The organism is Leptolyngbya sp. PL-A3 (assembly GCF_039962325.1).
Classification (GTDB): domain Bacteria; phylum Cyanobacteriota; class Cyanobacteriia; order Elainellales; family Elainellaceae; genus Vacuolonema.
On record NZ_JAMPLB010000034.1, the window covers coordinates 50,394 to 72,236 of the forward strand.

Below are 21,843 nucleotides of genomic sequence, written 5' to 3' on the forward strand. Positions count from 1 at the left end.
TACTAGGTGTCTAATTCTCCACAGGCCAATTGAATAGATTGGAAGATGTATATGAATGCGAACGAAACAAGCTTATTAAAGCTGATCGATCAGGTTTTACAAGATCCAGTGTTGTTGCTGAAGCTGAGCGATCGCATCTACGAACGAATACAACAGGAAAATTCAATGGATTGGGATCGTGACAGATCTTATCCGAATTTTAGGAGATAGAAAATGGCTAAAAACGGTGTTGTTACACACGAATTTAACTACGTCACGTCAAATCGTTTCTACGTAGAAATGGAAAGCCAAATAACCGCTTCATTCAGTGAATGCTCCGGGCTAGGTGTAACCGTGAAGCGTGATGTTCAGCGGGAGGGAGGCGTTAATGATCAGCAACGAATTCTCTTAGGGCAGGCAGAATTCACCGATGTCACCTTAAAACGGGGCATAACGGACAGCCTGACTTTTTGGAGCTGGATGGATCAAACCCTCAGCAGTACGAAAAAAGAACGGCGTAATGTCAATATTTTGCTGTTTAACCAGGCAGGTGAAACCATGCAATGTTGGACGCTGATTGGAGCCGTTCCGATTGGATGGAAAGCTCCAGCTCTACAAGCCAATGCAGACAGCACCGCCATCGAAGAATTGACCCTGGCCTATGAAGGCTTAAAAATTATTCGTTCCAATGGTGGTGGAGCTACGATTCACACCACGGGTCGGGATTCTACCGGCTATTTCCCGAGCAATTAACCCTCACCGTTTCTCCTCTCGTTATGGCTCCCAAACGATTCCCATTTCCATCCCTGGCTCAGCGCTTTTACTTTGCGGGTCAGCGATCGCTCGCCCAACAGCGATCGCCCTTAGGCAATCATCGCCCCCTCGGTTGGGCCAGCCAATCCACGCCGCCCGTCTCCCTACCCTTTCAGATGCCATTGGGAGGGCAATCTGAAGCTTTGCCAACGTACTTCTCGCAGCCTAATTTTCGGCCTTGGGCTGAAAAAGGGGTGCCTGATGGGAACGGGTGGCGATCGCAAACTAGGTTTCAAGCGCCTGAAAAAACGAACTCCTCCCATACTGCTCGTCCACCCGAAACAACGCCCCCTTCTGAAACCAGCACAGCCCATCTATCTACAGCTTCATCCGAGCCTTCCACTTCACCTACCTACCTCGGATCAGAACACGAAACTGAGCCTCTAGATTCCTCTGAACCTCAGGCTGTCCAGACCCAAGCAGAGCCGACCACTTCACTCGGACTGGAGCGCACAACACCTGAAGCTCCTCCAACGAAACCTTCGGCTATCCAGACCCAGGCAGAGCCGACCGCTTCTCCCGCGCTGGAGCGCACAACACCTGAAGCTTCTCTAACGGGACTTTCACCACAAAATACATCTCACAGTTCAGAGGTTCAGCGCCCTCAGATTCAGCCACAACTGGATCATGCTGAAGCACCTGCTGACGTTAGCGAAGCACCCCAGAAGAACACCCGTTCCTCTACAGAATCCGCTTTAAGTGCAGAGCTACTTGCAACGCTTCAACGCCAGCCTGAAACGCAAAACGTAGAGGCAGAGCAATCCTTTTCGTCTTCTAATACCAAATTATCCCCTCGCAATCAGGGCGAACCTGGCACACATGTAGCAAAAACAAATCAAGCGATTCCCGAAATTCAGCCCCGCATAGAAGAGAATGCGGAGAAAAATCTTCTCCAAAAAAGCTCGACTAACACCCAAAGCAAGGAAAAGGCCCAGGTAACAAGCCAGTTGAGTGACCCAGTAACGGTTGACGTAGGGCAGCGATCGCCCCAAACTCCAACGCCAACTATTCAGACAAAGCCTAGCTTTCCAGAACTACCCCGCTCTGACACAGCCCATCAACCTCCTAGAGCTGCGTCTCCCTCCACTCATCCGGATACACCGTCCCCATCTTTCGACGTGGCTGGTAACAATACCAAGTCCACGCTGCCATTACCAACTATTCAACGACGTGTAGTGGCTCCTGAGGAAAAAGAGAACAGGCAGTCGATCGATCCCTCCATCCCTGTAAAAGGCGATCGCTCAACTGCATCTTCAATTACACCCAACCAAACCACTCAAGCTGAAGCAACAGGGGAGATCACACAATCCTCTACCCTACCTCTGATATCACCTCAACGTGAGCATCCCCATTCCATTCTGCTAAAACCATTGGGGTTCACTCATTCACTTGCAAAAACTAATGAGGTGGCTGCACTAGATTCTACAAGGGCACCAGATTCATTACATTCTTCCTTTGATTCAGCATCATCAGAATATTCCCCAACTACTTCAATTCAAAGAAAATCTAACCATTCACATCCAGAATACTTCGACCGCTCAACTTCAACTACAAGTGTAAATTTAGAATCTCAATCCTCTATCGATTTGTCTCATCAATCTTCACAAACATCCGAACAAAATTCCTCTGCAATTATCCATCATTCAGCTATTTTTTCCATTCAGAGACGCATTACTTCATCCAATTCACAAGCTCAATTACCTTCTCAATCAATTCCAAAAACCTGGTCAGATATTTCCGAACTGCTTCATCATAATTCATCTATTTATGATGCAGCTGATCCGGTTCATCATCTAATGGCATCTGATGATTTTGATAAATCCTTAGAGAAAACATCCGAGACAATCGGCAAGGAAACCCCTACGAAACCGGACGAATCGACTGGCTCTAATCCAACAGATTACGGGAAAGATCAGGAACAAAGAAGGAGCGATCGCAAATCCTCTTCAAAGGAGAACCGCCCTCTGTCACGGCAATCTTTAGAACAAGAGTTAGAACAGCTCATTTATCCCGTATCTTACCTGCTGGAGCAACATTGGCATCTTGAAGCCGAGCGTCAATTCAATCTGCGAACAGGCATTCCTTTCTGGTCTAGCGATCGCCTATGGAACGGTTTTCTATCGGAACTTCCCTCCTCAAATTCCCATCACGCCACAACCGTTCTGGAACCGCCTATACCCGGCTCTCCCCTCTACACCAAACTCCAATGTCTATCGGATCGGGTGAAGGGATTGGTGCAGGAAAAATGGGAGGTTGAACGAGAACGGAATGGCCTTTACACAATGGATCGTTCGTTTTAGGAGAAATCGTCATGTTGGTCAAAGCAACGTTGAAATCCGATGATGGAGTTCCCCCTCTAGAGTTTATGTTTAATCCGGCAGAACTGGCCTTTGAAGGAGTCGTGGATACCGCTGAAAGCCCAGGTTCACGCACTGAAGAAACGGGTCAGCCTAAAGTGAGTTTTGCCAATGTGAAAGCCTATACCGTCACCATCAGCCAGGTGATGTTTGACACATACGAAGAACGAACCGATGTAGTACAGCGCTACATTGAACCCTTTCGCAAAGCAGTGCAATTTGTTTCAGGCAAACAACGCCCACCCATCTATACCCTGATGTGGGGAAAACAGATATATCTGCGCCGTTGTTTTGTCGAAAAGCTGAGCTATAAACTCACCCTTTTTCTCCCCGATGGTACCCCCGTTCGTGCCGTGATTGACAATCTCACCTTAAAGGAAGCTGACGAGCCGAAACCCAACGGCTCTCTGGCAGCCACGGCTCCCACCGCTGCCGATCGCCAGAATGACAGCATTCCCGCCCGCCAGAACGCCGCAAGATAGGAGACGTCCCATGCCCGCAACCCACCGCGATCGCCCTACCCTGCTGATCGATGACCAACCGGCCCCCACCGAGTTAATGGAAGACATCCTGCAACTGTCGGTTGAGGAAAGCCTGCATCGCCCCGGTTTATTTACCCTGGTGTTGCAGAATGATTACTATCCGGGGCGATCGCACACCCGACCCTGGCGGCATCAAAACCTGCTTCAGATTGGCAAACCCATCAAGGTTGGTTTCAGCACCAGCACCACCGAAGCCCCTGCCTTCAACCAGTCCAACCAGAACTATTTACTGGAAGGCGAGATTACAGCCATCGAAACCCAATTTAGTGAGAAGTCACAAGCTCCAATTATTGTGCGTGGCTACGATGTTTCCCATCGTCTGCATCGCGGCCACCATAACCGCTCGTTTCAGAACATGACCGACAGCGACATCGTCAAAAAGATTGTGGCGGAAGTGGGTATTAAAGAAGGGGCGATCGAGGATAGCGGCATCCCCCATGACTATGTGTTTCAGGAGAACCAGAGTAATATGGCATTCCTGCGGGAACGAGCCATGCGGCTTGGCTTTGAACTGTTTGTTCAGGATGGCAAACTCAACTTCCGCAAGCCTAAAGTCGATGGGGAATTGCGCCTGAAGTGGCTGACGGATCTGCACAGCTTCCGCGTTCGCGTGACGAGCGCAGAACAGGTCAAAGCGGTGGAAGTACGAGCCTGGGATTATGGGGAAAAACGGGCGATCGTCTCCACCCGCCAGCGAGAGCAGGTTTTAACGACCACCCAAAACGGACACGGCAGTGACACCAGCCCACAATTTAATGGCAGACCCAACAACCCGACCACGATCCTGGTCGATCAGCCCGTCTTCAGCTCCAAAGAAGCGGATGTCATGGCTCAGGCAGCATGTGATGAACTGGGGGGACAATTTGTCTGCGCCGATGCGAGGGGCGAGGGAAATGCCACGATTCGCCCTGGGCGAGTCGTGCAACTGGACGACATGGGGCCACATAGCGGTCAGTATTATGTGACGGAGACCCGCCACATCTATCAGGAACGAGTGTACCGAACCGAATTTAGCGTGCGGGGATTGCGAGGAGGCTATATACCCAGGCTCACCCCTCAACCCTCCCTGCAACCGGGACAAACGCTGCTCGTGGGCATCGTGACAGACAACGAAGATCCTGAAGGCTGGGGACGCGTTAAGGTCAAGTTCCCAACCTTGACGGAGGAGCACGCTAGCAATTGGGCGCGGGTCGTCGCGATTGGGGCAGGTAATGCCTGTGGTTTTGATTGTCTCCCCGAAATTAATGATGAAGTGCTAGTGGCCTTTGAGCATGGCGACATTCATCGTCCTTACATCCTGGGTGGCGTGTGGAATGGTACCGATGCGCCACCCGTACCCGTACGGCAAAGCGTCCAGAATGGCAGAGTCCGGGTACGAACGTTCAAAACGCGCGCCGGACATCAGCTTCAGTTTGTCGATGATGAGGGTGGCAAGATTCAGATTCAAACAGCAGGTGGCCAGACCATCACACTGAATGATAGCGATGGCAGTATTCAAATTTCGGCTACAGCGAGTGTCGCGATCGCCGCTCCCAAAATCAGTTTGCGTGGGGCACTGGTGACAACAACGACACCCATCCAAGTTGTTCCAGGTTGATGATGACAACTCAACCTTAGTCTCAACCATACCAAGACTTTCGATGACAGACAGGTGTGTTATCAGCCCGTTACTGTTAATCCAATCGCTCGTCAACGTCTTCAGGTTTCTCTAGTTTGTCCTGCCGAGGATACATCCCATGAGTCAAACGCTCCATCATCAGGTCAAGCCATCAACGGATGTATCCCCACCCGTACAATCGGAGTCGCAACTGCAACGGCGTGCTTTTCCCCATGAAGTGGAGTCGCAAGCTGGTAAGGCGATCGCTCCTCCCACTCCCATCTCAGCCGACTGGCAAGCCCAGCAAGGGAAAATAGCGCGTGCCCGATTTAACCCCGGCATGATTTCGCTCTATCCTGCTAACCCACTGAAGGATGAGAAGGATAAACCCGTTCAGAAGAAAGCAGATTCTACCGTTGAATCAGATGACCATCAAACAAAACCTATTCAGCGAAAGGAAGGAGCAACTTCTGAACCCGATAGAGACACGAAAGATACAATTCAACAAAAGACTGAATCAACAGCGCAGAATGAACTAGAGAAGGATAAACCATCGTCTAACAAGTTGGTACAGACGAAACTCAGTGTGGGGAAGGTGGGCGATCGCTACGAACAGGAAGCCGATCAGGTCGCCGCCAAAGTCATGACCATGCCCGACCCCGCTCACAATCGTATCCAGCGACAACCAGAGCAACCGGAATCTGATATCCAGCCTAAACCTTTAGCCATTACTCCCCTGGTGCAGAGACAAGCGTCCGAGGAGGAGGTGCAGACCAAAGCAACTCAGGAGCGATCGCAACCGGACAACCATTTCGAGGCTCGGTTATCCAGCAGTATGGCTGGGGGTAACCCGTTGCCGGAAGATGTGCGATCGTTCATGGAACCGCGCTTGGGCGTTAGCTTAAAGCATGTAAAGGCTCATACAGGAGCCAACGCTGCTCAGATGAATAAAGCCGTGAGTGCCCAGGCATTCACTTATCGCAATCACATTTTCTATGCGGCTGGAAAAGCGCCAGCCAAGGATGAGTTAACGGCTCACGAATTAACCCACGTCATCCAACAAACTGGCGCAAAAGAACTGAACAAAGAAAAGGTGCGGCGATCGCCCGATGAAACGGAATCCCTTCAGCCAAAAGCGATCGAATCCCATTCCACAAAAGCCGAGGACAATAAACTCACTCCAGCAGAAGCTTCAATCCAACGTCGCGATATCAGTCTCGTTTCTCCTCGCATTCAACGCGATGTCCTTGGGGCAGTTGGCAATCTTCTGACAGGCAATTTTGAAGGAGCCAAGCGGGAATTTTTAGATTCCGTGGCAGGCTTTGCTTCTCGGATGCCAGGATATTCCCTTCTATCGGTGGTGCTGGGCAAAGATCCCATTAAAGATACGCCTGTCGAGCGCAATGCAACCAATTTAGTCAAAGGGGTGCTGGAGCTGGCACCGGGGGGCGATCGCCTATTCCAAAATCTCCAGGAATCGGGTGCATTGCAGAAAGCGTTTGATTGGTTTGGACAAGAAATCCAAAAGCTGAATCTGACATGGGATGTCATTAAAAGCCTATTCCGCCGGGCCATTGATGCGCTTTCCCCTGATGACATTCTCAATCCAGGGGGACTGATAGAAGAACTCGCCAATATTTTCAGAGAACCCATTCAGCGAATCGTACGTTTTGCCCTTAACGTTGGTCAAAAGGTGATGGAATTCATCTTTGAAGGGGCTATGGCGCTGGCTGGGAAAGGCGGAGCCGAGCAGGTTATGGGCATTCTGAAGAAGGTCGGTGGCCTGTTCATGACCATTATCAAAGACCCGGTGGGTTTCGTCGGGAATCTCGTGAAATCTGTCAAAGGTGGCTTTGAGCAGTTTTCCGCCAATATTACCAGGCACCTCAAAGCAGGTCTGATGGGTTGGCTATTCGGTGCCCTCTCAGGATCTGGATTGCAAATGCCCCCTGCACTTAACTCGAAAGGAATGCTATCGATTGCATTGCAGGTCGCTGGCGCAACTTATCAGAACCTGAGAAAGCAACTGGTGAAGCGCATGGGCGAGAAAAGGGTTTCCCAGGTAGAAAAATCATTCGCGTTACTCCGAAGTATTGCAACGGGTGGACTGATCGCTGCCTGGCAGCAAATCTCCCAAAGCGTTGGCGATGTGAAAGAGATGGTAATTAGCGAAGTACGCAACTGGGTGATCACGACTATCATCAAGCAGGCTGTCATCAAACTCGTATCGATGTTCAACCCAGCCGGTGCCATTGTGCAGGCGATCATCGCCGTTTACAACGCCGTCATGTTCTTCATTGAACGGTGGCAGCAAATTTTAGATCTTGCCAATGCCGTATTCAATTCCATTAGCAGCATCGTCGCAGGCAAAATTGGAGCCGCGATCAAATTCGTTGAGCAATCCATGGCAAAATCCCTCCCCGTCATTATCAGCTTCATGGCACGGCTACTTGGCTTAGGCGGTATCTCCAATAGAATCCGCAACATTATCAAGCGGATACAAAAGCCGCTCGACCGGGCAATGAATCGAATTGTTGACTTGGTAATGAAGTTTGCAAGGAAGCTTTTTGGCAAGAAACAGAAAAATGGTAAGAGTGACGATCGTACTGATTTACAAAAGAAGGAAGATTTGCAAAAAGCATTAAAGGAGGCAGAAAAGCAATTAAAAGATCCTAATGCAACTACTCGAAAGATTAAGAAAGCGCTTCCGAAGATAAAAAGTAGTTTTAACTTGAAGAGAATTGAATTGATTAATAATGATAGAGGTGGCAACAATAATAACTTCTATATTCAGGCGGAAATTAATCCCATAGATAACACAGCAGTTGTACCATTAGTGACTAAAATGCAAGAAGTCAAAGTCGAGTTTGAAGTTCCTTTGAAGTTCAAAGAGCAATACCATCAATTCAAAGGTCAATTAAGACAACATGAACGCGGTATTAATGCGCTTAAAATGAGTGAGTGGTCTGCGAGAAGGGACCGATTTAAAAAACTCAAACTAACGCGAACAAAGGGGAGAACCTCTGAAAGCGATGCCGACCAAAAATTGTTTCGAAGGATAATCGAAAATAGAATCATTAAACAACGAATTGAGAATTCTGTCAAAGCCGGAAAATCTTGTGAAGAAGCCCGCAAGGATGCCGAAGCTTTTGCTAAAAAATGGATGAAAAAACGTGTAGCTCTTCATGGTCCCGACCATATCGCTGGTGGAGGTAGATCGGTTGGTGATATAACCCCAGCCAAAGATATAGAGTCAGAATCTTTCTCTGAACTTAGGAAGCGAACCGGACTAAATGGCATGGGCAATTCTCGTATTAATTACTCTATTGGTCCAAGATGGGGGAAAAACGTTACTAAAATCGACAATGAAGTTAATAGTAGCAAATATACTCTCGAGATGAAGAAGGAGTTTCATATGGATGTAAGTATAGACGTGAAACAAGGTAACAAGTAAGAAAAAGTGCGATTGCCATTACCACAATTTGAATTGCCAGAATTTTTAATGCAATTGCCTGCAAGCCATAGATTGGCTTCATTCCTCAACTCAACATCCACGTCAATCGCATTGCTACCAGTATTACTTGAATTGAATTTCACAAACCATCATTACCTCTCAATTTGACCTTTGTTGGGTTTCGTCAAGCTCAACTCAACCTGCAAAATGTAAAAGGAGCCATTGGCATGAATTTGGATGAATTGCCTCAAAGTATTTCTAATGTGCTTGAGCAAGAACTATCGCCAAGTAAGCAAATGTTTGATCAACTGATCACTTTCTTCGCCAACGATGATTGGTCATTCACTCGTTTGCATGGTGAACCCATCCTCTACACTTCCATCCAAGGTAAGAACGGTGAATGGAATTGCTATGCTCATATTCGAGGGGAGCAAGCACAATTCGCCTTCTACTCCATCTGCCCGATCGCCACTCCCTCCGAGAAACTCCTCTCAATCGCCGAATTCATCACCCGGGTCAACTCTGGAATGATTTTGGGCAACTTTGAGCTTGACTTTGAGGATGGTGAGATTCGTTATAAGACCAGTATTGATGTCACGGATGATTACCTCAGTTATGCCCTGATTAAGCAGCTTGTCTATGCCAACATCAGTATGATGGATGCTTATCTGCCAGGTATCCGGGCTGTGATTGCGGGAGCGGCTACGCCGCTGGAGGCGATTCGACAGATTGAAGCATCTGGGCAGGTGGCAGAGGGAAGCAGAGAGATTGAAGAATCCGAGAATGTCCCGGTTGAGGTGTAAATAGTCGGGTGCGAATCTTTTGGGTTCAACATCCCGTTTCCGATATTCGTCTGTGAACCTCTGGCATTGATGCGTGAGTCTTGAATACTCAATCACGAGTCTTTTTGACTGAATCACGAGTTTCAACTACTCAATCACGAGTCTTTTTGACTGAATCACGAGTTTCAACTACTCAATCGTGATTCTCGGATACTCGGTGATGAGGTTTTGAGACTCAACCACCAGTCATGGAAGATGGCGATCGCCCCTCCTCACCCATCAACACCCATCAAAATCCCCTTCTGCTAGTAATTCCCTGTACAGGTCATGTATACACAGGTCAATACCTCAGCCATTAGCCCGCCCGCGAATAAAATTGCGGGCTAATCAGAAAAGTCCGTTAAAACGGACTGCGCACTTATTGGGAGTTCTTCAACCCATTTCAATGGGTTTTCCTGTCATTAGCCCACAATTCATTCGCGGGCGGGTGTAAACGGGGAGCAAGACCACCGTATGGCAAGCACAAGCAAGTTACATATACCCCTTAGCCTGTACAGGGAAATGGCAAGATTCTGCCTGCATAAACTCCAACAGCCATCCGTAATGTTCAGGTAGAGGTGTCTACATCCACTGCCCCCGGAGTCAACCATGAAACGCTCGATCGCCACCATGAGAAATACAACGGCGAATCTGCTCCTGAATCCGCTTTATACAACATTGCTCACCATGTTGCAGGGCGATCGCCACACCACAGATCGTTTAATCCAAACTATTCGTATCACGTACCCGCATCAGTCTAAACAATGGTGGTACGAAAAAGCGATCGATCAAGTGATGCGCGATCGCCCCTTATCCAGGTAACGCAGCCCCTTCAAATAGTAGTCATTCCCATGTTGCAATCGATAAACAATTCTCCAGATTACATTGGTTCTGGCTTTGCATCTCCGTTGCAAATTAACGTTCAAGGTGGCATTCAGTTGAGTGCCAAAACGTCGAATATTGAGGAATCAATTTACATCATCTTACGTACAGATCTGGGTGAGCGAGTGTATCGCCCCGCTTTTGGTTCACGCTTATCAGAATTGATGTATGAACCGTTGAACCTGCAAACGTTATTGCAAATTCGTTTGTATGTGGAAGAAGCCTTACAAATGTGGGAACCGCGCATTAATCTGCGAGGCGTTCAAACAGAGCCAGATCCCATTCGGGGCAAGGTCAACATTACGATTTCCTATCAGCCCAAAGGGAGCCATGACATTCGCAGTCTGGTCTATCCCTTCTACCTGGCATCAGCCCCTGAGAAGCCTTACGAATAACCTACGTTGGATTCAGAGAAATCAGTCATGAGCTTCGACTTTTTACCCCAACTGCCCAAGCCCAACTTAGACGATCGCAAATACAACGATCTAGTTGAAGAATGCCTGCTTCGGATTCCCCGCTATTGCCCTGAATGGACGAATCACAACCCCAGCGATCCCGGCGTGACGTTGCTAGAACTGTTCGCCTGGCTGACAGATCAAATGTTGTTCCGGTTCAATCAGGTGCCTTACCGGAATTACATTGTTTTCCTGGAAATGTTGGGAATTCGGCTGCAAGCGCCTGCCCCTGCACAAACCGCACTGACCTTCTACCTCAGCCAATCTCAAACCGATGCAGTGAGGATTCCCTACAGTACGGAGGTGGCAACCCTGCGAACGGAAAGTGAGCCTGCGATTATCTTCAGCACCGAGCAAGAACTGGTGATTGGTACGCCACAAATTAAACATTTGCTCACGGCAGATGTCGCTGAAGAGCATCCCCAACAATGGCGCGATCGCACGCCACCCAATCACCAATGGCATCGCTTCGAAGAAACTCAACTCTTTGAACAACCGACCCCCGGCAACTGCTTCTATCTGGCACTGGACGCACCCGACAATTCGATTCAAGGGAATGTTGTCGCCATCAACATTAAAGGCGTTGCGGCTCGTACCACGGGCATCAATCCTGATGATCCGCCCCGACAATGGCAGGCATGGAATGGGCAGGAGTGGGAGCCGATTCTGCGGGGCGAAGCGGATGATAAAACGCGAGGCTTTAGTTTTAGCGAATTTAATCAAGCGGCTCAAAATTCGGTGCAGGAAGGTGCGGATGTCATCCTGCACTTGCCGCAACGGTTTCCTGCCTGGGAGTTTGGAGCTGGGAATACGCACCATCGAGGGCATTGGATTCGCTGTATCTATACATCTCCCCGCGACCTCCAGCCCAGCTACAGCAGTTCGCCCAGCATTGTCGGCTTGTCTGTACGTTCCATTGGCGGGACAGTCAACGCCAGCCAGTGCGTTCGGGTAGAACGGGAGTTACTGGGGGTGAGCAATGGCAAACCGGGGCAAAGCTTTGAGTTGCAGGGGAAGCCTGTTTTAGAGCGGCAGAGCGATCGCGACGAATACATTGAACTGCGACTTCCCACAGGTGAAATACAGCGTTGGCGGGAGGTGCCCGACTTCGCAGATTCAGGAGCCGAAGACCCCCACTACACCCTCGATTCCCTCACCGGAACCGTACAATTCGGCCCCCTGATTCGGGAGCCTGCCCAGTTGCGACAGAAGACCCAGCAACGGGCCTTGCAACAAGCCTGGCAAGGGCCCACCCAGCGATCGCCCTCTCGTCATAATCCCCTGGAAACACGGACCCAGAATGGGACAGGGGCGATCGCTTCCCTCAGTGAGTTGCTGGAGCGCCAATATGGCAAAGTGCCGCCTCTGGGAGCCGAAATTTACATGGTGGCTTACCGGACAGGGGGAGGAAGTCAGGGCAACGTTCAGGCAGAAAAACTGACGGTGTTGAAGTCTGCCATTCCCTACGTGAAGCATGTGACGAATTATGGGGCCGCGGTGGGTGGCGTCGATGCCGAGTCCTTAGACGAGGCCGTTTTACGGGTGCCCCATCTGCTGCGCACACGGGAATCAGCCGTTATCCCCGAAGATTTTGAGAATGTGGCCCGCAAAGCTTCCCGTTCCGTTGCCCGTGCCCATTGCCTGAGCGAGGCCCAAACCACTCCAGGGATTGTTCGGCTGCTCATGGTTCCCCAGGTGTCCCTGGAAACAGTGGATTGGCAGATGGGGATGCACCCGGATGAAGCCTTTACGCTGAATGAAAGGCTAAAGGCTGAGGTTTTGGACTACATCCGCGATCGCAAACCTCTGGGAATTCAGGTGCACCTTCAAGAACCGGAGTACGTTGGGGTTAGTGTACGCCTTAAGCTATTGCTCGATCCGAGCTACAACCATCCTGTCACCCAAGCTGCCATTCGTGAGCAGCTTTTGCGGGCACTCTATCGCTTCCTTAATCCATTAACGGGGGGGATTGATGGACGTGGTTGGGAATTGGGCCGTCCTGTCTATCCAAACGATATTGTCGGATTATGCCAGGGGCAAGTGATGCCGGGGCTTCGGCATGTGGGATTCGTGGAGTTATACGAACTGCGGAAATATGGCGAAGAATGGTTTCGTTCTTCGTTACCAGAACCCGCAATCAATCCTGGCTCATTGGGATTAATTTGCTCCTGGAATGATGGCGATTCCCATCTGCGATCGCACCATGTCATCGAATTTGCTGATTAACCCTATCGCTATCGCTTCAACGAAGGATCTGCCATGACACTCAGCTATACCCCATCCTTAACCCTTCAAGCCACCTCTACCCATATCCCCGAAGCGCTCGCCACCGTGACAATATCCCTCTCAGGTGGGCCAGACGAGCAGGCGTCCAACCAGCTACTCCTGCATCCTGGAGAACCCAGTGCGATCGCCATCCATGTGGAAAACCACAGCGATCGCCCCCTCCGTTGGAGTCTTGAGACAAAAGGAGACTTCCCCTCAGAGTGGTGCCAGTGGCAGGTTGATGTCCCTGTTCTTGCGTTTCAACAACGACTCGATCGCACCATCGAGTTTCAGGTGCCCCACGACTTTTTTGAACGTTCGGAGGAGTTGGGGGGCGATCGCTCGCACTTACAACTCAATTATCAAAGTGAAGTGTTCGTCTACATCGAACATGAAGCAGACGGTAAGCCTGAGGGGACACCGACGTCTCGCCAGTTAGTTGGCTATCAGGTCTTTACCCTCCATGTTCGGCCCCCCAGCCCCTACCTTAACTTTTTACCCGCTCTATACCGAGAGAATGATTTCATAGGCCGGTTCCTCGCCATTATTGAACAAGCATTTGATCCCGTGGTGCAAACTATGGATCAAATGTGGGCTTATTTAGATCCCCTCACCGCCCCCGAAGCCTTACTTCCCTTCCTGGCACACTGGGTCGGTTGGACAACAGATACTCAATGGACGGTTCAACAACAACGACGCCTGATTCGTCATGCCGTCACGCTTTATCGTTGGCACGGCACCCGGCAAGGCCTACGCTTCTATCTTCATCTCTATACAGGATTACCTTTAGATGAACATGTGAAAAAGGAGTCAGAGAAGCATATTTGTATTGAAGAAGTTTTCAGCTATGGTTTTGTTGTAAATCAGGCTGCTATTGGAGAAGACGCCATGTTGGGAGGAGGACGGCCTTACCACTTCATCGTGCGTCTGCGGTTGAACGAACGTGCCAGCCATATACACGAAGATCTCATACGCAAAATTATTGACTCTCAAAAACCAGCTTTTTGTACTTACGATCTATACATTGAACAACCAACGATCTGTACAGTGCCCAATTAAACAGCCTCAGTAGATCGCAAATTCATAGCGGAGCAGGTAAATAAATGGCTGTGATGACTGGAAAATTTCGCTCAACTGCCTGAGAAAGGAATTCCAGCATTGTTTTGAGGCTAAAGAGTTCTCGATAAACGCCCCGTCCTCCTCGTTGAGTGCGGCTGACAAAGAACCAGAGCAAATACACCCAGAGATTAACCAAGATAAAAGCCAGCGCAACAAACAACAACCGGGTCATCGGATTTTTGTTCGTGGTTCGGATGCGACACTGGTTTTTGATTCTGTAACGGGTCTCAATTCCGAAACGGTCTTTGTAATGCTGATGCAGTTGATTGAGTGCGACCGTGACTCGATGAACGACATAGAGGGTGTAGTGGATGCCATGCTTCCCCTTGAAACCCTTGTGATAATTGCAGACAACCCGCATGTAACAGCGAATTGAACCATAGGTCGGACTGGTGAGGGTGTAGTGGGTCGCATAACGTTTACGTCCAACGAACAGTTGCCGAGTGCCCCCCGATTTCCCTCGGATCACTGCTGGCATCAGGAAGAGGATATTGAGAGCTTTGAGCCAACGGATCTACAGGCACACTGTAGAATCCCCGGTCGAGATAAAGCCGCTTCATTCTCAGACGCAATGGAGACAGCATCACCAACAAGTACGTCACGGTTGCGACCAAGGTTTCTTGTCGATGCACCGCATGAATGCCTAAGTGACTCGTTTGTTGCGACAAATCACATAAACAGTGGCGTAGGCGAAGAAGGAAGTGGTTCCAGCTTTGGCTTGAGAACGATAGATATAGGGGGCTTCGGCTTCACTGGCGCTTACAGGATCGGTATTGCGCTGATTTCCTGCCTTATGTATTCGATCGCTTTCGTCAAGCTCAAGACGCAAATACAACGAAAGGCTTGGGACTCGGCTTGGCGATCGCCCGTCACATCGTTGAACGACACAACGGCACAATTCATACTGAAAGTGCCGGAGAAGAGCAGGGGGCAACCTTCATTGTCAGATTGCCGCTCCTCGAGGATGTGAAAGGCTCAAGTTACAGGCAGAGAACTTGCCAGTCAGGGCTGAGCCAGTAAAGACCGTCAGATAGTTGCACCACGACACCGGGAACCACCCCTGCACATGGGCTTTCTTGCAAGTTACGGGCGAACAAGGCGATCGCATCCTGTAGCTGCTTCCGGGTTGCTAATGGTCCCTCTCCATTGCCATTAATGCCTTGTAGGGTATCCCAGTACAACACGACAGGCTGATAAGGACGGCTTGGTCTAAGATTGGGGGAAGTTGCCTGAGAAGAAGCAGTAGAACTACTCATGGGATTCAGATGTAGGCCGGTTGGAACTTGTAAGTAAGATCAGTAATACCCTGAATTACATCATGGTCTATCATAGCCGCGATCGCCACCCATTGAAACTTGAGTTAAAGTATACTCTAAGTTTTTATTAAGCTGGAAATGATATGAATCAATATTTCTGATTCTATTGGTTTAGAAATGTGCTTCTGGAACCCAGCTGTTAATGCCTGCTGCTGATTCATTTCCCCAGCGTAAGCGGTGAGAGCGATCGCCGGGATTTGCCCGCCTTGCTCAGGCGTGAGCATCCTCACGTGCTGGATCAACATATAGCCATCCATATCGGGCATTCCAATATCACTGATAAGAATATCTGGCTTGGATTGGCTCAGAAGTAACAATGCTTCATGAGCCGAAGTTGCAGCAACCACCTGTGCCCCTTGCTGTTCCAGTAGAAACACAAGCAATTCCCGTGCATCGATCTCATCGTCCACCACCAAAATTTGGATCCCGCTCAAATTCAGGGAAGGCTCAGGCAGTTGCTCATCCTGGCTTCGTGTTGATGGAGTGAGTAGGAGCGGCAGCCGAACCGTAAACGTTGCCCCTTGCCCGGCTCCAGCACTTTCAACTCCAACAGTGCCTCCGTGCAATTCAACCAGGTAGCGGACGATCGCAAGTCCTAAACCCAAGCCACCAAAGTGACGGGTTGTTGTTGAGTTGGCCTGGCGGAAGTGGTCAAACACATAGGGCAAAAATTGGGATTCAATCCCTTGCCCAGTATCACTGACAGTCATTTGGGCAAATGAATCAATCCGCTCTAATCGAATGCAAACGTTTCCTCCTTCTGGCGTGAACTTCACTGCATTTGAAAGGAGGTTCCAAACCACCTGCTGCAACCGAGTAGAGTCACCCAAAACAGGTTCAACATTAGGTGCAAGGCTTACTTCTATTGAGATAGATTTGACTTCGGCTGCCAACTGGACGGTTTCCAGAGCACCCTCAATGATGGCAGTTAGATGAACTGGAAATACGTTAAGGCTGAGCTTGCCACTTAGGATTCGGGATACATCTAGAAGGTCTTCAATGAGTTCCGATTGCAGCTTTGCATTCCGCTCAATTGTTGCCAGCGCTTGTGCTGTTTTCGTTTGATCTAACTTGCCACTTTGGAGCAATCTAGACCAGCCGAGAATAGGGTTAAGGGGCGATCGCAGTTCGTGGGACAGTACTGCTAAAAATTCATCTTTGATGCGATTGGCACGTTCAGCTTCTTCACGGGCAGTTTGTTCACGGATGAGCAGTTGTTCACGCTCAGCTTCAACTTGTTTTCGCTCGGTAACATCCCGCGCTACACAGTAAAGTAACTTCTGATCGACCGAGGGAACCACATTCCATGAAATCCAGTGATAGGAGCCATCTTGAGCGCAATAACGGTTCTCAAAACCAATGGTTGGACTGCCCTCGGCGAGGACTTTCGCTTCAGCAATTGTCCTTGCTCGATCGTCTGGATGAACAAACGCAATGTAGCTCTGACCAATCAGCGTTTCGATGGAATATCCCAGTATCTTCGTCCATGCGGGGTTCAGGTGAACGAAATACCCGTCCATATGAACGATCGCCAGCATATCGTAGGACAGTTGGAAGAAGCGATCGCGATCTTCTTCTGCCCGTTTGCGCTCGGTAATATCGGCAAGCGCACCCAGAAAGGCGATCGCATTACCCGCCGCATCATATTCCACCTGCCCCCGCGCTGTGACCCATCGCACTTCACCCGTCGCATTATAGACCCGGTACTCAGCCGTAAACACATCACCGGTCTCGATCGCCTGTTGCATGGCAGCTAAAACGCGAGGACGGTCTTCTGAATGGATTGAACGGGTAAAGACCTCAATCGTTACTCCTGTCGGGGTTAAGATGGCTGGGTCTAAGCCAAACAATTGGGCCAGCGTCGCATTCACCAGTATTTGATTTGCCGGAATGTCCCACCGCCAAGTGTAAACAGCTCCGGCCGCTAAAGCAGACTCTAACTGCACGTTGGCTTCTCGCAGTGCCAGTTCAGCCTTCTGGCGATCTGCTTCAGCTTGTTTGCGACTGCTAATATTGCGGCTGACGGTTGCTAAACCAATCGGCTGATTGTTCGCGTCTCGGATGTAAAACACGTTGTAAATCATCCAGATGGCTTCGCCTGTTTTGAAGTGACGGAACCGAATTTCCACTTCTGCCCATCCGTCTTGCAATACCCGTGGCAAGACTTCATTGACAATAAAATCTTGATCTTCGGGAAAAAAGAACTCGTTAACCGGAGTTTCCTTGTACTGCTGATCCTCAAGGCCAACCAGTTGTAGAGCAGCTTGGTTGGCATAAAACGGTACCAGATCCAGATCGCACATCCCGATAAATTCGGTGCTGTTGTCGGCCAGGGAGACAAATTTTTGGATTTCGAGTTCCGCTTGTTTGCGAGCAGTGATGTCGTTGAAGACAATGGCAATTTTCCGGCTGTGTTCGTCACCCACTTTGAAGGTGTAGCAGTCATACCATGTTTCCGTCAGCTTGGCGTATTGCTCCGAGCGCTCACCGATACCCGTTTGAGCAACGCGACCAAAGATTTCATACCAGTGTTCCTCAGCATTTGGGTTAAATTCTCTCAGCCGCCGTCCGGTGAAATCTTGCCCAAGCATTCGTACCGTCGCCGGATTTGCTTCCAAATACAAAATGTCAGTCGCGCGAGGCACAGTGCCGGGGGCATCCAGCTGATCATTTTCCTCAACAATCATCTCAGCCAGAACATACCCTTCGTCCATGGAGTTGAACAGGCTACGATATTTCTCTTCCGATTGGCGCAAAGCTGCTTCGACGCGGGCACGTTCGATAATCGGAACGACGCGCGCAACAACGTTTTCCAATAACAACAACTCATCCACGGTCCAACAACGCGGCTGGTTAAAACTGACGCCGATCGAAGCCACCCAATGTCCTTCCCGCACAAATGGTGCGATCGCATAGGATTGCATATTGATCAGCATGTAATTGTCGACGAAATCCTTTGTCCAGGGATGTACAGTTACATCATCAATGCCGAACGGTTGCTGTGCTGCCGTTTTCCACCAGTCCTCTGCGCCAAAAAGGGCGAGGTTATACGTTCCCGCCAGATCGGGTCCATCGAGCCGCCAATCCGGTAAAACCGTGACGTGATTGCCATCTGGCGCAACATCAAGATAGTAGCAACGATGCCCATTGAAAAACGTTCCGACTGCGTGGGTGACGATGCGGTTAATTTCTCCTACATCTGTTACCGTACCCAGTTTCTGGCTTAATTCGGTTAGAAACTCCACGCGTTGTTGAGCTTGTTTGCGCTCGGTTACTTCAGCCGCAAAAATTGTCAGTCCCTCTGGGGACGGGTAAACCCGATACTCAAACCAACGATTCCAGGGTAGATAAAGATGCTCAAATTGGAGAGGCGTCTGTTCACTCATCGCTTGATGGAATTGAACATAAGCCTCTGTATCAATAGCATCTGGAAATAGCTTCCAATAGCTATAACCCAGCAATTCTTCCCGCGATTTCCCAGCCAATTCGCAGAAGCGATCGTTGGCGTAGGTGTAGTGCCAGTTGCGATTGAGAACAAAAAATCCATCCTGGATGCTAGATAGAATTGTCTCGACCTGCTGTCGTGCCGCTTCTGCCTGCTGCCGCAGCAATTGCTCTTGTTGTCCTGCCACTTGTCGCAGTTGGCTCAGCTTCAACGTTGCTTCGACTCGTGCTAGCAATTCACGGGCAGAAAAGGGTTTGGTTAAATAGTCATCGGCTCCTACTTCTAGCCCCTCAATACAAGCTTCTTCACCCGCCCGAGCCGACAGCAAAATAATTGGAATTTCTCGCGTACTTGGATTTGCCCGTAATTCTCGCAATAGCCCAAACCCATCCAGTTGAGGCATCATCACATCGGCCAGAATAAGATCCGGCTGCTGTTGCTCAATGGCTACCAACGCCGCTCTGCCATCGATCGCGGTTTCCACGGTATACCCCTGATCAAACAACAACCGCCTGACGTAATCGCGCATATCCCGGTTATCGTCAACGAGCAGAATTCGAGCCGCAGCAGAAGACGAGAGTGAGGAGATGGGAGCCGGGGAGGAACTGCCATTCCCGTCCTGCCTCCCATTCCCTTCTTCGGGTAGCCAGTGTAAGAATTCTTGTACCCAGGTTTTAGTCCCCGTTGCAGTGGAATCCAGGGTGCGGGATACTCCAATGCGGTTTTGCGGTAGGTGGGCATACCCGGTCGGAATAGAAACGGTGAAGCATGTCCCTTGCCCCACAACGCTTTTGACATCGATTGTGCCACCGTGAAGCCACACTAGCTCCTGAACCAGCGACAGTCCAATGCCAGTGCCTTCATAGGTTCGCCCTTTTGCTTCACGGACCCGATAGAACCGCTCAAAAATGTGGGGCAACTCATCGGGGGAAATCCCAATCCCAGTATCTCGAACCTCCAGTTCAATCTGGTCGTGGCGTTCACGCATTACAACGACGATCTCGCCCTTAAGGGTAAACTTGAAGGCGTTGGAAAGCAGGTTCAGCACAATCTTTTCCCACATCTCCTGATCAACCCAGGCGGGTGCAGCCAGGGGTGGACAATCAACGATAAGACTCAGATTGGCTTGGGCGATCGCAGAACGAAACACACTGGCAAGCTCAGTTGTGAATGCAGCTAAATCGGTCGGTTCATATACGGCTGCCATCCGATCCACTTCGATGCGAGAAAAGTCTAAGAGTGTGTTGACCAGTTTCAACAACCGCTGTCCATTGCGTTGCACCATCTGCAACTGTTCCTGCTCAACTGCAGGCAGTTGCCCGTTCAGTCGGTTGAGCGTCTCGCCCAGCGGTTCTAACATCAGCGTCAGCGGGGTCCGAAGCTCGTGGCTAACATTGCTGAAGAAGGTTGTTTTGGCACGATCCAATTCTGCCAGTGCCTCAGCCCGTTGGCGTTCTGCTTCGTAAGCTTCGACATTGGCGATCGCCGTTTCTACGTTTCCGGTAACGAGATCGAAAAAGCTTTGATATTCCGGATCGAACGCGAGTTTCGGGCTGATGCCTAGCACCAGAAATCCAACAACCCGCTGCTTGTCACCCGCCTGAGTTAAGGGCAATAGGATTGCATCATGGGCGATCGTCGTCCCATTTCTGTCGAACAACTCGCCAAATCGAGTTCTCAAATTCTCAATTCGCTGAGGTTGCCTCGTAGCTCGCGCTGGTTGAAATGGCCACTCCTGAGCTCGAGATAAATCAACTACGCCTGGACTCGCAAGGGTTTCAGCTTCCAATCCGGTCGCTCCCACTAGATGAGCCTGATCGTCAGATTCAATTCGATAAAGCAACGCAAATGGGATGCAGTTGATATTACTAGCCAGCGCTGCGATCGCTGCCTTGTAAGCTTCCTCAACCGTTTTTGCCTTAGCGGTATCAGCAGCAAGATCCCGGAGAGTCTGCAAGCGCCGCTCCCCAATAACTTGTCGGGTCGTTTCTGTCACAGCCGTAAACACGCCACCAGTGCCGCCCGTTTCATCAGCAATGGGGCTGTAGGAGAACGTGAAATAGCACTCCTCGATATAGCCGTGGCGATCGAGCAGAAGTACTTGATTCTCCGACCACGTAGCCTCTCCAGTCAGTAAAACTCCTTCCAGCATGGGGCCGATCACGTCCCATACTTCGCTCCAACAGTCTCGTCCCCGCTGCCCCATCGACTTTGGATGCTTGGTTCCCAGAATGGGTTGGTAAGCATCGTTGTAAAACATCACCAAATCCGTTCCCCACCAAAGCAGAATCGGAAACCGGGACGATAAACAAATGCTGATAGACGTTCGTAAGCTCTGCGACCAGGTTTCGATAGAGCCAAGGGGCGTCTGCGACCAGTCGAGCGATCGCATGAGCACCCCCATCTCACCGCCACCAGCAAAAATCTCTGCAGGCGTTACCACGATTCAGACCTCCTCTCCGTTGCCGTCTTTGAGGAATACTTCACTCGTAGTACCTCACCTTGCTCTCCTAACTGATTCAGGAGAGTATTAATTTGCTTGAGTGCCAGGGGCGAAGGCGTAGCGTGCCCATTCTCCCAACGATTAATCGTGGCAAAGGTCATGCCTAATTCGTCGGCAAACTTTTCCTGAGATAACTGCATGATGCAGCGCAGTTCCCGCACCAGGTTGCTGATCTCGGGTTGCTGCATCCAACGCTGTTTCGATTTGAGGAGCATCTCAATCAGCAGGCATATAGGGCTATATATCACTCTGGGCAGAACTAGCCCTTCTGGCAATCTGCCCAGAGTGGGAAACC

Annotated in this window: 17 protein-coding genes; 11 read left to right on the forward strand and 6 right to left on the reverse strand. The window is 50.0% G+C overall.

The window, feature by feature from the left end:
• Positions 1-213: 213 nt before the first annotated feature.
• From NDI52_RS22195 to NDI52_RS22210, 4 genes are read left to right on the forward strand one after another with little or no spacing between them, the layout of a single operon-like run.
• Positions 214-732 (forward strand): phage tail protein, encoded by a 519-nt coding sequence (locus NDI52_RS22195; RefSeq protein WP_190774505.1) that lies wholly within the window; start codon positions 214-216, stop codon positions 730-732.
• Between the two features lie 23 nt (positions 733-755).
• Complete coding sequence (locus NDI52_RS22200) at positions 756-3,092, forward strand: hypothetical protein (RefSeq protein ID WP_190789232.1); 2,337 nt, start codon at positions 756-758, stop codon at positions 3,090-3,092.
• A gap of 11 nt (positions 3,093-3,103) precedes the next feature.
• The gene (locus NDI52_RS22205) at positions 3,104-3,631 is read left to right on the forward strand and encodes a hypothetical protein (protein WP_190774507.1); all 528 of its coding nucleotides are present in this window, start codon (positions 3,104-3,106) and stop codon (positions 3,629-3,631) included.
• A 10-nt stretch (positions 3,632-3,641) separates the two neighbouring features.
• Positions 3,642-5,288, forward strand: coding sequence for a VgrG-related protein (locus NDI52_RS22210; protein ID WP_190774508.1), 1,647 nt, complete (start codon positions 3,642-3,644; stop codon positions 5,286-5,288).
• Between the two features lie 159 nt (positions 5,289-5,447).
• Here NDI52_RS22210 and NDI52_RS22215 read toward each other — a convergent pair whose 3' ends face one another.
• Positions 5,448-5,630, reverse strand: coding sequence for a hypothetical protein (locus tag NDI52_RS22215; RefSeq protein WP_190774509.1), 183 nt, complete (start codon positions 5,628-5,630; stop codon positions 5,448-5,450).
• A gap of 253 nt (positions 5,631-5,883) precedes the next feature.
• Here NDI52_RS22215 and NDI52_RS22220 point away from each other — a divergent pair, with 253 nt between their 5' ends.
• From NDI52_RS22220 to NDI52_RS22245, 6 genes are all read left to right on the forward strand, one after another.
• Complete coding sequence (locus NDI52_RS22220; protein ID WP_348256521.1) at positions 5,884-8,742, forward strand: DUF4157 domain-containing protein; 2,859 nt, start codon at positions 5,884-5,886, stop codon at positions 8,740-8,742.
• Positions 8,743-8,906: 164 nt separating this feature from the next.
• Positions 8,907-9,545, forward strand: a complete 639-nt coding sequence (locus NDI52_RS22225) for a YbjN domain-containing protein (RefSeq protein ID WP_199307627.1) — start codon at positions 8,907-8,909, stop codon at positions 9,543-9,545.
• A 627-nt stretch (positions 9,546-10,172) separates the two neighbouring features.
• Positions 10,173-10,385, forward strand: a complete 213-nt coding sequence (locus NDI52_RS22230; RefSeq protein WP_190774511.1) for a hypothetical protein — start codon at positions 10,173-10,175, stop codon at positions 10,383-10,385.
• A gap of 29 nt (positions 10,386-10,414) precedes the next feature.
• Positions 10,415-10,840, forward strand: coding sequence for a GPW/gp25 family protein (locus tag NDI52_RS22235; RefSeq protein WP_190774532.1), 426 nt, complete (start codon positions 10,415-10,417; stop codon positions 10,838-10,840).
• Positions 10,841-10,867: 27 nt separating this feature from the next.
• Positions 10,868-13,126, forward strand: coding sequence for a putative baseplate assembly protein (locus NDI52_RS22240; protein WP_190774512.1), 2,259 nt, complete (start codon positions 10,868-10,870; stop codon positions 13,124-13,126).
• 33 nt (positions 13,127-13,159) lie between these two features.
• A complete protein-coding gene (locus NDI52_RS22245) occupies positions 13,160-14,224 on the forward strand; it encodes a phage tail protein (protein ID WP_190774513.1) in 1,065 nt (354 codons plus the stop codon).
• Positions 14,225-14,246: 22 nt separating this feature from the next.
• Here the strand turns inward: NDI52_RS22245 and NDI52_RS22250 are convergent, their stop codons facing one another.
• Together NDI52_RS22250 and NDI52_RS22255 are read right to left on the reverse strand one after the other, a co-directional pair.
• Positions 14,247-14,762 carry a transposase gene (locus tag NDI52_RS22250; RefSeq protein WP_190774514.1) on the reverse strand — a complete coding sequence of 172 codons (516 nt, stop codon included), beginning with the start codon at positions 14,760-14,762 and terminating at the stop codon, positions 14,247-14,249.
• Positions 14,704-14,916: a hypothetical protein gene (locus NDI52_RS22255; RefSeq protein ID WP_206758203.1), complete on the reverse strand. Its 213-nt coding sequence runs from the start codon at positions 14,914-14,916 to the stop codon at positions 14,704-14,706. Before NDI52_RS22255 ends, NDI52_RS22250 begins: the two co-directional genes overlap by 59 nt.
• Before the next feature lie 211 nt (positions 14,917-15,127).
• Between NDI52_RS22255 and NDI52_RS22260 the strand changes: the two genes are divergently transcribed.
• The gene (locus NDI52_RS22260) at positions 15,128-15,304 is read left to right on the forward strand and encodes an ATP-binding protein (RefSeq protein ID WP_347280009.1); all 177 of its coding nucleotides are present in this window, start codon (positions 15,128-15,130) and stop codon (positions 15,302-15,304) included.
• On the opposite strand, the gene NDI52_RS22265 is transcribed toward NDI52_RS22260, so the two are convergent.
• From NDI52_RS22265 to NDI52_RS22275, 3 genes are all read right to left on the reverse strand, one after another.
• Entirely contained in the window at positions 15,265-15,540 is a 276-nt protein-coding gene (locus NDI52_RS22265; RefSeq protein WP_190774515.1) for a hypothetical protein, read from the reverse strand. The genes NDI52_RS22260 and NDI52_RS22265 overlap by 40 nt on opposite strands.
• A 116-nt stretch (positions 15,541-15,656) precedes the next feature.
• On the reverse strand, positions 15,657-21,488 hold the full coding sequence (locus NDI52_RS22270; RefSeq protein ID WP_190774516.1) for a PAS domain S-box protein: 5,832 nt from the start codon (positions 21,486-21,488) through the stop codon (positions 15,657-15,659).
• The gene (locus NDI52_RS22275; RefSeq protein ID WP_190774517.1) at positions 21,482-21,763 is read right to left on the reverse strand and encodes a helix-turn-helix transcriptional regulator; all 282 of its coding nucleotides are present in this window, start codon (positions 21,761-21,763) and stop codon (positions 21,482-21,484) included. Before NDI52_RS22275 ends, NDI52_RS22270 begins: the two co-directional genes overlap by 7 nt.
• Positions 21,764-21,843 lie beyond the last annotated feature (80 nt).

What these genes read in the sequence shown, in the direction of transcription:
- NDI52_RS22195 (WP_190774505.1), top strand. Translation starts at nt 214, where the DNA reads ATGGCTAAAAACGGTGTTGTTACACACGAATTTAACTACGTCACGTCA.
- NDI52_RS22200 (WP_190789232.1), top strand. Translation starts at nt 756, where the DNA reads ATGGCTCCCAAACGATTCCCATTTCCATCCCTGGCTCAGCGCTTTTAC.
- NDI52_RS22205 (WP_190774507.1), top strand. Translation starts at nt 3,104, where the DNA reads ATGTTGGTCAAAGCAACGTTGAAATCCGATGATGGAGTTCCCCCTCTA.
- NDI52_RS22210 (WP_190774508.1), top strand. Translation starts at nt 3,642, where the DNA reads ATGCCCGCAACCCACCGCGATCGCCCTACCCTGCTGATCGATGACCAA.
- NDI52_RS22215 (WP_190774509.1), bottom strand. Translation starts at nt 5,630, where the DNA reads ATGCCGGGGTTAAATCGGGCACGCGCTATTTTCCCTTGCTGGGCTTGC.
- NDI52_RS22230 (WP_190774511.1), top strand. Translation starts at nt 10,173, where the DNA reads ATGAAACGCTCGATCGCCACCATGAGAAATACAACGGCGAATCTGCTC.
- NDI52_RS22235 (WP_190774532.1), top strand. Translation starts at nt 10,415, where the DNA reads ATGTTGCAATCGATAAACAATTCTCCAGATTACATTGGTTCTGGCTTT.
- NDI52_RS22240 (WP_190774512.1), top strand. Translation starts at nt 10,868, where the DNA reads ATGAGCTTCGACTTTTTACCCCAACTGCCCAAGCCCAACTTAGACGAT.
- NDI52_RS22245 (WP_190774513.1), top strand. Translation starts at nt 13,160, where the DNA reads ATGACACTCAGCTATACCCCATCCTTAACCCTTCAAGCCACCTCTACC.
- NDI52_RS22250 (WP_190774514.1), bottom strand. Translation starts at nt 14,762, where the DNA reads ATGCCAGCAGTGATCCGAGGGAAATCGGGGGGCACTCGGCAACTGTTC.
- NDI52_RS22265 (WP_190774515.1), bottom strand. Translation starts at nt 15,540, where the DNA reads ATGAGTAGTTCTACTGCTTCTTCTCAGGCAACTTCCCCCAATCTTAGA.
- NDI52_RS22275 (WP_190774517.1), bottom strand. Translation starts at nt 21,763, where the DNA reads ATGCTCCTCAAATCGAAACAGCGTTGGATGCAGCAACCCGAGATCAGC.